Genomic DNA, 14248 nt, shown 5'->3' with positions numbered 1-14248 from the left:
ACGAGACGAGACGACGAGACGAGAGGAGACCAGGGCTCATGCCCGGCGGCATCCCGCACGCCCAGCCACCGCCCGTGCCCGTCCCCGCGGACCTGCCGCGCGTCCGGTTCTGGCGGCTGCGCCGCAACCCGCTGCGCCGCCGCACCGACCTGCTCCAGGCGTGGATCGGCCTCGGCCTGCTGCTGACGGCCCTGGCCGCCTCGCCCACCGCGATGTTCCTGGCCGGGGACGCCGCCCACCGCCACTACGCGGACACCGCCGCACGCCAGGAGCGGACCCGCAGCCGCACCACCGCCGTCCTCGTCCACGACGCCCCGCGCCACCCGGAGCCCGGCTCCCCCGAGGCGAGGCGGACCCGCTACCGCGTCGAGGTCCGCTTCACCGACCCCGAGGGCCGCTCCCGCCTCGGCCACACCCGCGTACCGCCCGGCCTGCGCGCCGGCAGCGCCGTGCCGATCTGGACGGACCACCACGGCCGCGTCACCGCCGAGCCCCTGACCACCGCCCAGATCCGCAGCAAGTGCATGGGCTGGGCCCTCCTCGCCTCCCTGACCGTCACCGCCCTGACCGCCGCCGCCCACACCACCACCACCCGCCTCCTCCTGCGCCGCAACCTGACCGCCTGGGACGAGGCCTGGGCGGGAACGGGACCGCGGTGGACGGCGTCCAGGTGAGCGAAGGGGCCCAGGAGGGCCGGGAGGAGGCCGTCGGCCGCGGAAAGGGGCCTCTTCCATGACACCGTCACCGCGTCAAGGGCCCATGCGCAATCTTGACGGCCCTTTGACGGCCCCCAAGGTCGCACATCGGCATCGAAGCACCCCCGAACATTGCCGGGAACCGGCAATGCGCCAGGCGGGGATGAGCGGGCATCATGTCGGCGGGGAGCACTACGGACGGTTTCCGGTGCCGGACCCCGGCAGGGGCCGGGCCGGTCCGGGGGCCGTACGGAGGCTGCTCGGGGGACGGGGGACGTCCGGGGGACGTACGGGGCACGGGGGAGACGGGGGTACGGGGGATGCACGGAACGAGGGGGACGGGATCGATGGCCGGGGGGCGCAGGGCCGGCGGGCGGTGCCCGCGGGGGGACGGGGGCGGCGGACGGTTCCGTCCGTTACCCGGAGCCGCCCGGCCGCGTCCGCACGGGGCCCGGCAGCCACATCGGTTCCGATGGCCCGACGGTCCGGATGACCGGCTCATGAACGGGACCGACCCGCGCATGAGCTGACGGACGGCCGGCCGATCCGGCCGGCGCCCGACACCTGACGCTCGGCGCGCGACGTCCCGGAACGGGGCGCCGCAGCGCCGGGCGGCGGCTGCCAGGCGCCGGGCACTCGCCGGGAACGGCCCGCCGCGCACGGCGCGGGGGCCGGAGACCGGCAGCGGAGGCGGACCGCGGGAAACCGGCCGCGGGAACCGCGGGCGGACCCGGAACCGGAGATCGGCCGGACGGCGTCAGAACCGACACCGAGACACCGGATCCGACGACCGGCGGGGCCGCCCGCACGCCACAACTTCTTTGATTCAGGGGACGTTTGCCATGGTTGTCATCGGCTCGCTCGTCGCGGCCTGCCTGATTCTGGTCCTGCTCCTGCTGTTCGTCTTCTCCCAGCTCTTCCGCAAGGTCGAGCAGGGCAAGGCGCTGATCGTCTCCAAGACGCGGAAGGTCGACGTCACCTTCACCGGGCAGGTCGTGCTGCCGGTCCTGCACAAGGCCGAGGTGATGGACATCTCGGTGAAGGCCATCGAGATCACCCGCTCCGGGCGGGACGGCCTGATCTGCCGGGACAACATCCGCGCGGACATCCGGATCTCGTTCTTCGTGAAGGTCAACAAGACCGCCCAGGACGTCATCAAGGTCGCGCAGGCCGTCGGCACCGCCCGCGCCAGCGACCAGAACACGCTCCAGGAGCTGTTCCACGCGAAGTTCTCCGAGGCGCTGAAGACCGTCGGCAAGCAGATGGACTTCACCGACCTCTACACCAAGCGCGAGGAACTGCGGTACCAGATCATCGAGTTGATCGGCGTCGACCTCAACGGGTACCACCTGGAGGACGCGGCGATCGACTACCTGGAGCAGACGCCGCTGTCCCAGCTCGACCCGGCCAACGTGCTGGACGCGCAGGGCATCCGGAAGATCACCGAGCTGACCGCGGTGGAGCACGTGCGCACCAACGAGGCGCAGCGCACCGAGGAGAAGGAGATCACCCGGCAGAACGTCGACGCGCGCGAGGCCATCCTGGAGCTGGAGCGCCGCCAGGCGGACGCCGAGATCAAGCAGAAGCGCGAGATAGAGACCTCCCGCGCCCGCGAGGAGGCCGAGACCGCCCGGGTCATGGAGGAGGAGCGGCTGCGCGCGCAGAGCGCCTTCCTGCGCACCGAGGAGCAGCTCGGCGTGCAGCGCGAGAACCAGGCCCGCGAGGTCGCCGTCGCCGCGAAGAACCGCGAGCGGGTCATCGCCGTGGAGAACGAGCGCATCGAGAAGGACCGGATGCTGGAGGTCATCGCCCGCGAGCGGGAGACCCAGCTGACGAAGATCTCCGCCGACAAGGAGGTCGAGTCGGAGAAGCGGGAGATCGCCGAGGTCGTGCGCGAGCGGGTCGCCGTGGACCGCACGGTCGCCGAGCAGGAGGAGTCCATCAAGAAGCTGCGCGCCGTGGAGGAGGCGGAGCGCGAGCGGCAGGCCGTCATCATCGCCGCCGAGGCGGAGGCGCAGGAGAAGCTGGTCAAGGACATCAAGGCGGCGGAGGCCGCCGAGCAGGCCGCCACGCACCGCGCCGCCGAGTCGCTGACCCTGGCCGAGGCCAGGCTGAAGTCCGCCGACCTGGAGGCCCGCGCCAAGCTGCGGATGGCCGAGGGCATCCAGGCGGAGGCCGCCGCCGAGGGCCTGGCCGCGGTGCAGGTCCGCGACAAGGAGGCCGAGGTCATCGAGAAGGCCGGCCGCGCCGAGGCCGAGGCCACCCAGGCCCGGATGCTCGCCGAGGCCGAGGGCACCCAGGCCCGGATGCGGGCGGAGGCCCAGGGCACCGAGGCGCGGCTGCGGGCCGAGGCCGAGGGCGCCCAGGCCAAGGCGGTCGCCGAGGCGACGGCGATCGGCGAGAAGCTGAAGGCGGAGGCCGCGGGCCTGACCGAGAAGGCCGCCGCGATGGCCGCCCTGGACGACGCCTCGCGCGGGCACGAGGAGTACCGGCTGCGCCTCCAGGCGGAGAAGGAGATCCGGCTGGCCGGGCTCGACGTGCAGCGCCAGGTCGCCGAGGCGCAGGCCACGGTGCTGGCGACCGGCCTGGAGAACGCCGACATCGACATCGTCGGCGGCGAGTCGGTCTTCTTCGACCGGCTGGTCAACGCGGTCTCGCTGGGCAAGGGCATCGACGGCTTCGTCGAGCACTCCGGTACGGCGCAGGCGCTGGCCAAGCCCTACCTGGACGGTTCGGCGAGCATCGCCGACGACCTGGGCCGGATCCTCGGCTCGGTCTCCACGGCCGATGTGCAGAACCTGACCGTCTCGGCGCTGCTGATGAAGCTGATGAACTCCGGCGGCACGCACGCCGGCCAGTTCCAGCAGCTGCTGGACCGCGCGGGTGAACTGGGCCTGGCCGACGCCCCGGTCACCGCCCTCAACGGCGCCGTCAGGGTCTGACGCGCCGGGGCCGCAGCGCCGCCGTACGGGGGTCGGCAGCGCGGCGGCCCCCGAACCCCGGTGACGCGGCGGCCCCTGAACCGCGGTGACGTGGCGGCCCCTGAACCGCGGTGACGTGGCGGCCCCTGCACCTCGGTGACACGGTGGCCTCTGTATCCCGGCGGTGCGGTGGCCCCGGCACCCCGGCGGTGCGGGGCCTCGGCCCCCCGGGCGGCCCTGTAACCAGGCGGCCCGGCGGCCCCGCGTCCCGCTCCCGCTCCCGCTCCCTCGCTCCGCCGCGGCAGGGGGCGGCCCGGCGGCCCCGCACCGCCGCCCCTCGCTTCCGACGCCTTCCCGAACGAAGGGACGCATGTCCATGGCCACCGCCCAGGAGACGGGTTCGTACGACGCCGTGGACAGCGGCACCTACGAGGTGCTGCGCGACCGGCTCACCGCACAGGCCGCCGAGCTGGCCCGCGGCGCCGAGGCGCTCAACGCCCGCCGGGCCGCGGAGTTCGGCGCCACCCGGCTCGACCTCACCGGCACCGGCCGGCTGCGCACCGAGCACCCCGCTGTCCCCCGGGACGTGGTGGCCGTCGGCGAGCGGCTGCTGTTCGGCCGCAACGCCGCGCACGCCGGACCGGACGACGGCACCCGGCCCGAGCCCCGGGTCGGCGACGTCCTCGCCCTGTACGACCGGGAGCTGAACCCGCTGCCCGAGGACGCCGTGCCCGGCCTCCTCGACGACCCGGCGTTCGTCCGGGAGTTCGGCGCCCTGCACCGCTACTACCGGCAGGCCAGGCTGCTGCGGCTGCACCGCGTGGAGGGCCGCCTGCTGGCTGTCTTCCGCACCGGCGAGAAGGCCGACGACATCCGCGTCCTGCGCTGGAACCTGACCGACGACGGACGGGCCGCCTTCCTCGACGCGCGCGGCGAACGCGACCATGTGCTGCCGCCCGCCCACGACTTCACCTGGACCGCGACGACCCGCGAGGACCACCGGCTCGGCCGCCACCCGCACGTCTCGGTCCGCGACGAGCTGTACGTCTCCACCGTCGGCGGCGCCCTCACCGTCAAGACCGAGGACGACACCGAGACCGGCGACGGCATCCACAGCGAGCCCGTCGACGAGCCGCTCCAGGCGCTCGCCGACGCCGACATCGCGTACGCGCGCGTGGGCGCGCTGATCCTGCTGCGGGTCCGTCCCTACAAGGAGGACACCCACCGCCACCTGGTGTTCAACACCCTCACCCGGTCGGTGGTCCGCCTCGACGGCATCGGGCAGGCGTGCCGCCGCCTGCCCGAGGACCAGGGCATCGTCTTCCCCGGCGGCTACTGCCTGGCCACCGGCGCGTACAAGACGTACGAACTCGACACCACGGGCCTGGAGTTCGAGCGCGAGGTGCGCTCTCCCTACGGCGAGGACGTGCTGTACGCCTTCCACGCGCGCGCCGAGGGACGCGGTCTGCTGCTGTCGTACAACACCATCCGCGAGGAGATCGCCACCCCGCTGACCTGCCACGGCTGGGCGCTGTTCGAGGACGGCGCGCTGCTGGCGCTGCGCGCCGACCCGGCCGGGGCGGCGACCGAGCCGGCCCGGGTGCACCCGATCCAGGTGTGGACCTCGCCGTACGTGTCCGACACGCACGCCGCCGCCACCGCGGGCACCGGGCCGCTGGCCCGCGTCGGCAACGCCGACCTGGTGCGCGGCATCTCCGACTGCCTGTCGATCAGCCGTGCGGTCGCGGAGACCAGCCCGACCGTGGAGGTGTACGAGGCGCTGGCCGCCGCCTGTGTGCGCGCCGCCGACACCCACCACTGGCTGGGCGAGGCCGACCTCGGCGAGCTGCGCACCCCGCTGGCGGCGGTACGGGACACCGCCGAGCAGGTGCTGACCGAGTTCCGCACCGTGCAGAGCCTCACCGAGCGGGCCGCACGGGCGCTGGAGGAGGCCGCCGAGCGGATCGCGGCGGTGGTGCGGCGGCTGCGCGGCGAGGCACCGCGCGGCGCCGCCGCCTGGGTGGGCGGCCTGACCGAACTGCGCCGCGCCCAAGGCCATCTGCTCACCCTCAAGGAGATGCGGTACGCCGACACCGCCCGTATCGACGCGCTCGCCGCCGACACCGGCACCGACCTGGCCGCCTTCGGCAAGCGCGCGGTCACCTTCCTCGCCCGCGAGGACGCCTTCGCCGACCACCACCAGGACGTCGAGCGGCTCGCCGCCGACGCCGAGGCCGTCGAGTCGGTGGCCGCCGCGCGCCCGGTCGCCGAGCGGCTCGACGAACTGACCGGCACGCTGGGCACCGTCACCGAGGTCGTGGCGGGCCTGGACATCGCCGACGCCACCGTGCGCACCTCCGTGCTGGAGCGCATCGCCGAGGTGCTGGGCGGGGTCAACCGCGCCCGCGCCCTGCTGGAGGCGCGCCGCCGGGAGCTGGCCGAGCGCGAGGGCCGCGCCGAGTTCGCCGCCGAGTTCGCGCTGCTCGCGCAGGCCGTCACCGGCGCGCTCGCCGCCGCCGACAGCCCCGAGAGCTGCGACGAGCAGCTGTCGGGCATGCTGGTGCGGCTGGAGAACCTGGAGTCGCGGTTCGCGGAGTTCGACGACTTCCTCGGCGAACTGACCGACAAGCGCACCGAGATCCACGACGCGTTCTCCGCCCGCAAGCAGTCCCTGCTGGACGCCCGCGCCCGCCGGGCCGGACAGCTCGCGGCGGCCGCCGACCGGATCCTGGCGACCGTGGCCCGGCGCGCGGCCACGCTCGCCGACGCCGACGAGGTCAGCACCTACTTCGCCTCCGACCCGATGGTCGCCAAGGTCCGCCGCACCGCCGAGGACCTGCGCGCGCTCGGCGACCCGGTGCGGGCGGACGAGCTGGACGGACGGCTGAAGGCCGCCCGCCAGGAGGCGTCCCGCGCGCTGCGCGACCGCACCGACCTGTACACGGACGGCGGCCGGACCATCCGGCTGGGCACCCACCGCTTCTCCGTCACCACCCAGCCCCTCGACCTCACCCTGGTCCCGGACGGCGACGGCCTCGCCTTCGCGCTGACCGGCACGGACTACCGCGCCCCGGTCACCGACCCGCGCCTGGCGGCCGACCGCGCGTACGGGGACCGGCAGCTCCCCTCGGAGTCGCCCGAGGTCTACCGGGGCGAGCACCTGGCCGCCCGGCTGCTGCGCGAGCACGGCCCGGCCGCGCTCGCCGCCGCCGACGACCTGGGCGCCCTGGTGCGCCGGGCCGCCGAGGAGGCGTACGACGAGGGCTACGAGCGGGGCGTCCACGACCACGACGCCACGGTGATCCTCACCGCGCTGCTGCCCGTGCACGAGCGGGCGGGCGTACTGCGCCACGAGCCCGCCGCCCGCGCCGCCGCCCAGCTGTTCTGGGCGCACGGCAGCACGGCGGACGAGCGCGCCGCCTGGACCCGGCGGGCGCTCTCCCTGGCCCGCGCCCGCGACACGTTCGGCCCGGCGGCGGCGGGCGCCGTGGGCGAGCTGGAGGAGGAACTCGCGGGCGCGATCGGGACGTGGACGGCGGGGAGCGCGCTCCGGCTCCCGGGGGCGGCGCCCGCCGGCACCGGCGCTGCCGGGGCCGATGGCGTGAACGGCCCCGCCGCCGTGGCGGGTCCGGACGCGCGGGCCGCCGCCGCGTACCTCGTCGAGGAGCTGACGACCGGACCCGACGGCTTCGTGCTGGCCGCCGCCACCCGCACCCTGCTGGACAAGTTCCGGCACACGGTGGGCGGTTCGGCCTACGACGAGGACCTGGACGCGCTCGGTGACCTCGCCGCGCGGGCCCAGCTCGCCGGGGCGTGGCTCGCGGCGTTCACCGACTCCACCGGAACCGGGGCGACACCCGGTGACCTGGCCGAGGCGGTCGCCGCCGAGCTGTGCCCCGGCCTGCCGCGCCATGACGCGGACGTCTCACCGGTGGCGGTGGCCGAGGGGCTGCTCGGCGCCCATCCGCGCATCGGCGGGCGCCGGCTGGTGCTGCGCCTGGACGAGTTCCTGGCCCGCACCGACCGCTTCGCCCGGGACGACGTGCCCGCCTTCCGCGCCCACCAGCGGCTGCGCACCGAGCTGGTCGCGGCCGAACGCGCCCGGCTGCGCCTGGACGAGCACCGCCCGCGCTCCATGGCGGCCTTCGTCCGCAACCGGCTCGTCGACGAGGTGTACCTGCCGCTGGTCGGCGACAGCCTGGCCCGTCAGCTCGGCACGGCGGGCGAGAGCCGGCGCACCGACACCGGCGGACTGCTGCTGCTCGTCTCCCCGCCCGGCTACGGCAAGACGACGCTGATGGAGTACGTCGCCGACCGCCTCGGCCTGATGATGGTGCGGGTCAGCGGCCCCGCGCTCGGCCACGCGGTCACCTCGCTCGACCCGGCCGAGGCGCCGAACGCCACCGCCCGCCAGGAGATCGAGAAGATCAACTTCGCGCTGGCAGCCGGCAACAACACGCTGCTGCACCTGGACGACATCCAGCACACCTCGCCGGAGCTGCTCCAGAAGTTCATCCCGCTGTGCGACGCCACCCGCCGCGTCGACGGTGTGTGGAACGGCGAGCCGCGCACCTACGACCTGCGCGGCAAGCGGTTCGCGGTGTGTATGACCGGCAACCCGTACACCGAGTCGGGCGAGCGCTTCCGGGTGCCCGACATGCTCGCCAACCGCGCGGACGTGTGGAACCTCGGCGACGTCCTCACCGGCAAGGAGGACGCCTTCGCGCTCAGCTTCCTGGAGAACGCGCTCACCTCCAACCCGGTGCTCGCCCCGCTGGCCGGCCGGGACCGCGCCGACCTGGAGCTGCTGGTCCGGCTGGCCCAGGCGGACCCCGCGGCCCGCGCCGACCGGCTCACCCATGCCTACGCCCCGGCCGAGCTGGAGCAGATCACGGGCGTACTGCGGCATCTGCTCACCGCGCGCGAGACGGTCCTCGCGGTCAACACCGCCTACATCGCCTCCGCCGCTCGCTCGGACGAGACCCGGACCGAGCCGCCGTTCCTGCTCCAGGGCTCCTACCGCACCATGAACAAGATCGCCCAGCGGATCCGCCCCGTCATGAACGCGGCGGAGGCCGGCGCGGTCGTCGAGGACCACTTCACCGCCGAGGCGCAGACCCTCACCAGCGGCGCCGAGGCCAACCTGCTCAAGCTGGCCGAGCTGCGCGGCACCCTCACCCCGGAGCAGGCCGGCCGCTGGGCCGCCCTGAAGACGGCGTACGCCCGCACCCAGGCGCTGGGCGGCCCCGCCGAGGACCCGCTCGTGCGCGCCACGGCCGCCCTCGGGCTGCTGGCGGACCACATGGCCGCGATCGAGGCGGCGCTCACCGGCGGCGGCACGGCGAGGGCCCGCCACGCGGCGGGCCCGGCCGAAGGGGGAGCGGACGGGAGGACTCAGGGCGTCTGAGCGGCGAGCAGCGGCCGCAGCGCCCCCGCCCGCAGCCGCTGCACCAGCGGGGTGCAGTACCGGAAGGCCAGCAGCACCACCAGCACCGAGACCAGGCTGCCGACCAGGGCGCCCACGCCGACGTCGTGCGGATAGTGGGCGCCGACGTACACCCGGGAGACGCCCATCGCCACCGCCGCGAGCAGCGCGACCGCGCCCAGCCACCGGCTGACGATCAGCAGCGCGACCGCGAACGCGAAGGCGACCGTGGTGTGGTTGCTGGGGAAGGCGTAGTCGTCCACCGGCGGGCACGCCTCGATGAGGAAGTCGTGCGGCAGCGCCCGGCAGGGCCGCGGCTCCTCGAAGACGTCCTTGATCCCGGTGTTGGCGGCATAGGCGATGACGACCGCGAACGGCGTCGCCAGCACGGCCGCCATCACCGAGTTCCCCTGCCGACGCGCCCCCCACCAGGCCCCCAGCAGCAACAGCACGAACACCCCCATGCCCACCTCGGAGTACGCGGCGGCTGTCCCGTTCAGCCAGTGGGTGTCGCGGGCGAAGTCGGTGACGGAGGTGTAGAGGCCGCCGTCGATGGACGCGCCGTCGAGCGCCAGGGCGGCCGGGGAGGAACTCGTCATCAGGTGGATCTCCGGGCAGTGTCTCGGTACGGGTGCGCCACGGTGGACACGCGTGGACGCGGGGGTGGACTCCTGGTGAAGTCGGATCGTCCGACAGATGAACGTCTACAGGTTGGTAGACGTTAGCAGCCGCCGGTTCAGTTGCCTGGGGGGTGGGATGAGACGGGGGACACAGCCCCGGTTCCCGTGACGGCACCCGGCTGCCCGAGCTGAATACGGTGGGCCGGTCGCTGGTCGCCGTACCAGCGCGGCCGATCTCGCCGTTGCCCACCCGACCGCCGTCGCTGCCTGAGACCATCGGGCCCATGGGCAAGCACTCCCGTCCCGGACCGCCGAACCAGCCGTCGCGCGCGTTCCCGAGCCCACCCGCCGACGACCGGCTCGCCGCGTACGACAAGCGGCGCCGTCCGCCGCTCGACGTCTGGCGCCGGCACCGCCCATTGCACGGCGGTGGCGGTCATCTCCGCCCGGACGAGCCGCGTGCGCTGGAGGCGTGGAACGGATTCTCGTACGAACCCGCGGGCACCGCCGCGAACCTCGCGGAGGCGCGGCGGTGGGTGACGAGCGGCTGCACGTGACGCTCACGGCGCACGGTGACTCCCACAGATGAACGGATGCAGGCGTTCTGTGGACCGGCCTGGGGAACTGGTCCCCGCGGGCGGTCCGTTCGCGGTCGGGCGAGGCGGCGGGTGCGAGTCGTACCCCACCACATACCGCTTCCGCGGGAGCGGTATGTGGTGCGGGTTCTCGTCGTGGCCGTGCCGCGGTGCGGTCACGGCGCCTTCACCTCCGCCCATACGGACTTGCCGAACGGCGCGGGGGTGACGCCCCAGGCGATGCACAGGGCATCGAGAATGACCAGGCCGCGCCCGCGTTCGCGGTCGTCGGACTCGGGGCGCGGCCGGGGCCTGCGTCGCACAGGGTCCTGTACCTCCACTCGGGTACGGACGTGGTCGGCGTCGAGCGTGAGCCGGATCGAGTCGCCGGGCTCCGTGCCGTACCGGATCGAGTTGGTGACCACTTCGCACGCCACCAGCACGACGGTTTCGACGTACTCCTCGGAGGCATCCGGGAGGTTGGAGGCCATGAACTCCCGTACGAACGCGCGTGCCGAACCGGCTGACCGGGGTTCGCCCTCCACGGTCAGGACGGCGGGTGAACCGATGAGAGGCTTGCAGCGGGCGGGCGGGGTGCCCCGCCGTCGTTCGATCACGCTTCTCCCCTTGTGGACGTTGTGGACGGGCTGCCGGGGTCCGCTCGGCGGACCGGCTGGTTCTCCGACTCAGGCAACATGCGAGGCGGCATCGGCGGTACCGTCGTGAAGGGTGTCGAAGGGTGTCGAAGGGTGTCGCTTTCGCTACCCTCCGTCGCGAAGGGGCTAGGGATGAAGGCGCTGAACGACAAGCTCGCACAGCGGTTGGAACGGTCCGGGATGAGCCGTGGGGAATTAGCCCGCCGTGTGAAATCCAAGGCCATCCAGTGGAATCAACCGCATATTTCACCGGACGCGACGCGCGTTCGGTGCTGGCTCCAAGGCGAGACGCCGCAGGCGCCTGTGCCGGACATCCTCGCAGCGGTGTTCTCGGATCACTTCGGATACCGGATCACGACGTACGACCTCGGCCTCGGCGACAGCGGGTTGGCCGACGCCGGTCTCGTGTACAACTCCAGTTACGCGGCTACGGTGGAAGTCGTCGCAGACCTGGGGAGAGCTGACGTGGATCGACGGAAGTTCCTTGCAGCCGCGCCGTTCGCTGCCGTCGCGGGGGTGGGACCCTCGCGGGACTGGTTGCTGAACACCCTTGACCAGGAACCGGTGGAGGGGCCGCGGGTACGCCTCGAGGACGTGTCCGCGGTGAAGAACATGTTCACGACCTTCCAGCGCATGGACATCTTCCAGGGCGGCGGGTCGGGACGGCTGGTGCTCGCCGACTACATGAACGCGCACGTGTACCCGCTGCTGCGCCGGGCCCACGCCGAGGACGTCCGGCGCGCGCTGTGCGAAGCGGCGGCCGAACAGACGTACCTCCTGGGCTGGATGGCTTACGACAATGGCGAACAGAGCGTCGCTCAGCGGTACTTGATCCAGTCGCTGCGCCTTGCCGAGGAGTCACGCAACCCGGCTCTCGGCGCACATGTGCTCGCGGGTATGGCCGATCAAGCGACGCTGCTCGGGAACCCGTCCGAGGGGCGGCGCCTCGCACAGGCCGGCCGCCAAGGGCTGTCGAGGACCACGTCGGCGGCGTGTCTGGCGGACCTGTGGTGCCTTGAGGCGCGCGCCCTCGCGCTGCTCGGCGAGAAGGCGGCTGCGGCGCACGCGGTCACCCAGTCGGAACGGGCGTACGAACACGTCGACCCCGACGGCGAACCGGACTGGGCGGAGTTCATCGACCCGGCGTACCTTCATGGTGAGCATGCGAACACCTTCCGCGACCTGGGCGACGCCGCGTCGGCGGAGGAACACGCCCGCCGGTCCATCGGCCACGCGCACCTGCAGAAGCGTGCCCGCCGCGGCGCGATGTCCCATGCGGCCCTTGCGGTGTCCCACCTGCAACGACGCGACCTCGAGGCCGCGCATGCCGCAGGTGTGCGGACACTCAAGCTCGCCGGACAGGTCAAGTCGTCGCGGGCCGTCGAGGCGGTCGGGGACCTCCGGCGGCGCATGCGGCCGTTCGGGCAGCACCGCCTCGTCGCGGACTTCACGGAACGGGCACGCGAGCTGGGGGCCGCCGCTTGAGCCCGCCGACCGACGTATCGGCAGGTCTGGTCACCAAGGCAGAGGAGAGCCGCATGACCGACGTTGACGACGCCTCCACCCTGCCCGTGGCGTGGTGGAAGTCCACGTACAGCGACAGCGGGGCACAGTGCGTGGAGTGCGGCATCGTAGGCGCCGAGGCGGTGGCCGTCCGGGACAGCAAGACCCCGCACGGGCCCGCGCTGCTGTTCACGCGCGCGGCCCTGTCGGCATTTGCTGCGGCTGCCGCCACGGACGGGCTCGGCGCCACGGAGTAAGGGAGCCACACACCCCTTACGCATCCGGCCATGAATGATCAGGCGTGGGGCGCGCTGTGTTCGGTGAAAGGCTGAGAAAGGCTTCCAGTTCGGCCACGGCCGTGTTCTCGTCGGTCACGTGGACGGTGGTGATGCCCAGCGCGGCGGCCGGCGGGAGGTTCACCGCGTGGTCGTCCGCGAAGACGCACCGTTCGGCGGGCAACCCGATCCGCTCCAGGGCGAGTCGGTTGCGCCGTGCGCGACCGCGACATCGGGGCCGTCTTCCGCCTGACCCGCCGGCACGGCGTCAGCTACTACCGGATCGGCGCGGCCTGCGGCCTGAGACCCGACCGGGTGTCACGCATCGCAAAGGGCGGTGCCACGGTCACCGCCATCAACACGATCGAGCGCATCGCAGATGGACTCCGTATCCCTGGTGACCTACTGGGGCTTGCTGCGCGACCCTGGGAGAAGGCCTCCTCGACTCATCTTGCGGAGCACGACCAGGGAGACGATCCCATGAACCGCCGTCAGGTGCTGGGCACCGTCGCCGTCGGCCTGACCGGACCGGCGCTCGCCGCTCTCACCGACACCCGCCGATCCCTCGATCTTGCCCTCACCCCTGACACCGCACCCGCCGATCTGGCCGACCTGGAGGCGGCGGCCGAAAAGTACGGCAGCGGCTACCACGGCCAAGCACCCACCGAGTTCCTGGCCGAACTCGCGGCAGACTTCCATGATCTGCGGCCCTACCTGGACAGTCCTCGGTCGGTCGGCACGCGCATACGGGTGTCCCGGGCAGCCGGACAGATGGCAGGCATGGCCGCGATCGTGCTGCACGACCTCGGTGCCCGGCGGGAGGCGCGCGCCTGGTTCGCAACGGCCGCCGTCGCTGCGCGCGAGTCGGGTGACGCCCAGTTGCACGCGTGGGTGCTCGCCCGCGAGGCGATGGTGCCGATCAACTGGGGCGCCCCTGCCGCCGCCGCACGCCTCGCCGAAGAGGCCAGGAAGATCGCAGGTCCCCGGCCGACCGCCGCGGCAACTCTCGCGGCCGCGGTCGCCGCTCGTGCCTACGCCCTGTCGCATCAGCCCGAGGCGGCACGCGCCGCTCTGGCGGACGCAGACCGGTACATGGACCGTCTCGAAGGCGGCGCACGCCGTGACACGTGGCTCACCCACGGCGAGCAGAAACACCACGTCCACCTCAGCCACGCGCTCACCGCCCTCGGTGATACCCGCCGGGCACGCGCCAGTCAGCAGCGGGCCCTGGAGCTGTCGGCGCCGACCAGCACCATGACCCGATCTCTACTCACCATCGATGCCGCGACCTGCGTGCACCAGGACGGCGACACCGAAGAGGCGTGCCAGCGCACGGTGGCCGTCCTGTCCGGTCTCCCGGACGCCTACCGCACCGGCCTCGTCCACCGCCGCGCGCTGGACCTGTACCGCTCGATCCCCGCCCAGCACCACCGCGAGCGCTCCGTAGCCGAACTGCGCAACACTCTCACGACCTGACGTCGCGACTCACCTCGTGGTCTCGCTGCGGCTGTGGCACTGATCGGCGATGACGGCTGTGCCGTGCTGCTTGTTCGAGACCTCGGGCGGCAGGTCGGACAG

9 protein-coding genes and 1 pseudogene are annotated in these 14248 nt (G+C 73.3%); 7 read left to right on the top strand and 3 right to left on the bottom strand.

What is annotated here, in order from left to right:
• Positions 1-38 precede the first annotated feature (38 nt).
• The 3 genes from R4Z62_RS15720 (at position 39) to R4Z62_RS15710 (ending at position 9023) form a co-directional block, all read left to right on the top strand.
• Positions 39-674, top strand: a complete 636-nt coding sequence (locus R4Z62_RS15720; RefSeq protein ID WP_355476488.1) for an Rv1733c family protein — start codon at positions 39-41, stop codon at positions 672-674.
• 863 nt (positions 675-1537) lie between these two features.
• Positions 1538-3637, top strand: a complete 2100-nt coding sequence (locus R4Z62_RS15715) for an SPFH domain-containing protein (protein ID WP_064534261.1) — start codon at positions 1538-1540, stop codon at positions 3635-3637.
• 355 nt (positions 3638-3992) lie between these two features.
• Positions 3993-9023 carry a DNA repair ATPase gene (locus R4Z62_RS15710; RefSeq protein ID WP_491520102.1) on the top strand — a complete coding sequence of 1677 codons (5031 nt, stop codon included), beginning with the start codon at positions 3993-3995 and terminating at the stop codon, positions 9021-9023.
• Here the strand turns inward: R4Z62_RS15710 and R4Z62_RS15705 are convergent.
• Entirely contained in the window at positions 9011-9640 is a 630-nt protein-coding gene (locus R4Z62_RS15705) for a phosphatase PAP2 family protein (RefSeq protein WP_491520101.1), read from the bottom strand. The two genes, R4Z62_RS15710 and R4Z62_RS15705, sit on opposite strands and share 13 nt — an antisense overlap.
• A 305-nt stretch (positions 9641-9945) precedes the next feature.
• On the opposite strand from R4Z62_RS15705, the gene R4Z62_RS15700 reads away from it, so the two are divergent.
• Positions 9946-10218: a DUF6087 family protein gene (locus tag R4Z62_RS15700; RefSeq protein WP_398335019.1), complete on the top strand. Its 273-nt coding sequence runs from the start codon at positions 9946-9948 to the stop codon at positions 10216-10218.
• 194 nt (positions 10219-10412) lie between these two features.
• On the opposite strand, the gene R4Z62_RS15695 is transcribed toward R4Z62_RS15700, so the two are convergent.
• Positions 10413-10853, bottom strand: coding sequence for an ATP-binding protein (locus R4Z62_RS15695; protein WP_064534265.1), 441 nt, complete (start codon positions 10851-10853; stop codon positions 10413-10415).
• Positions 10854-11024: 171 nt separating this feature from the next.
• Between R4Z62_RS15695 and R4Z62_RS15690 the strand changes: the two genes are divergently transcribed.
• Both R4Z62_RS15690 and R4Z62_RS15685 read left to right on the top strand, forming a co-directional pair.
• Positions 11025-12377: an NsdA family TPR-like regulatory protein gene (locus R4Z62_RS15690; RefSeq protein ID WP_491520100.1), complete on the top strand. Its 1353-nt coding sequence runs from the start codon at positions 11025-11027 to the stop codon at positions 12375-12377.
• Positions 12378-12430: 53 nt separating this feature from the next.
• The gene (locus R4Z62_RS15685; protein WP_491520099.1) at positions 12431-12652 is read left to right on the top strand and encodes a DUF397 domain-containing protein; all 222 of its coding nucleotides are present in this window, start codon (positions 12431-12433) and stop codon (positions 12650-12652) included.
• 16 nt (positions 12653-12668) lie between these two features.
• Here the strand turns inward: R4Z62_RS15685 and R4Z62_RS15680 are convergent.
• A pseudogene (locus R4Z62_RS15680) lies at positions 12669-12875 on the bottom strand (HAD family phosphatase); the annotation flags it as partial.
• An 11-nt stretch (positions 12876-12886) separates the two neighbouring features.
• Between R4Z62_RS15680 and R4Z62_RS15675 the strand changes: the two are divergent.
• Positions 12887-14146: an NsdA family TPR-like regulatory protein gene (locus R4Z62_RS15675; RefSeq protein ID WP_491520098.1), complete on the top strand. Its 1260-nt coding sequence runs from the start codon at positions 12887-12889 to the stop codon at positions 14144-14146.
• Positions 14147-14248: the final 102 nt, after the last annotated feature.

The sequence above is a fragment of the Streptomyces sp. PL-25 genome (assembly GCF_058344915.1).
Note: the sequence above shows the minus strand (reverse complement) of the source record. Positions and strands in the feature narration are given on the sequence as shown.

Excerpts from the sequence above, each read along its gene's own strand:
- R4Z62_RS15715 (WP_064534261.1), top strand. The coding sequence starts at position 1,538 with ATGGTTGTCATCGGCTCGCTCGTCGCGGCCTGCCTGATTCTGGTCCTG.
- R4Z62_RS15705 (WP_491520101.1), bottom strand. The coding sequence starts at position 9,640 with ATGACGAGTTCCTCCCCGGCCGCCCTGGCGCTCGACGGCGCGTCCATC.
- R4Z62_RS15690 (WP_491520100.1), top strand. The coding sequence starts at position 11,025 with ATGAAGGCGCTGAACGACAAGCTCGCACAGCGGTTGGAACGGTCCGGG.
- R4Z62_RS15685 (WP_491520099.1), top strand. The coding sequence starts at position 12,431 with ATGACCGACGTTGACGACGCCTCCACCCTGCCCGTGGCGTGGTGGAAG.
- R4Z62_RS15700 (WP_398335019.1), top strand. The coding sequence starts at position 9,946 with ATGGGCAAGCACTCCCGTCCCGGACCGCCGAACCAGCCGTCGCGCGCG.
- R4Z62_RS15720 (WP_355476488.1), top strand. The coding sequence starts at position 39 with ATGCCCGGCGGCATCCCGCACGCCCAGCCACCGCCCGTGCCCGTCCCC.
- R4Z62_RS15710 (WP_491520102.1), top strand. The coding sequence starts at position 3,993 with ATGGCCACCGCCCAGGAGACGGGTTCGTACGACGCCGTGGACAGCGGC.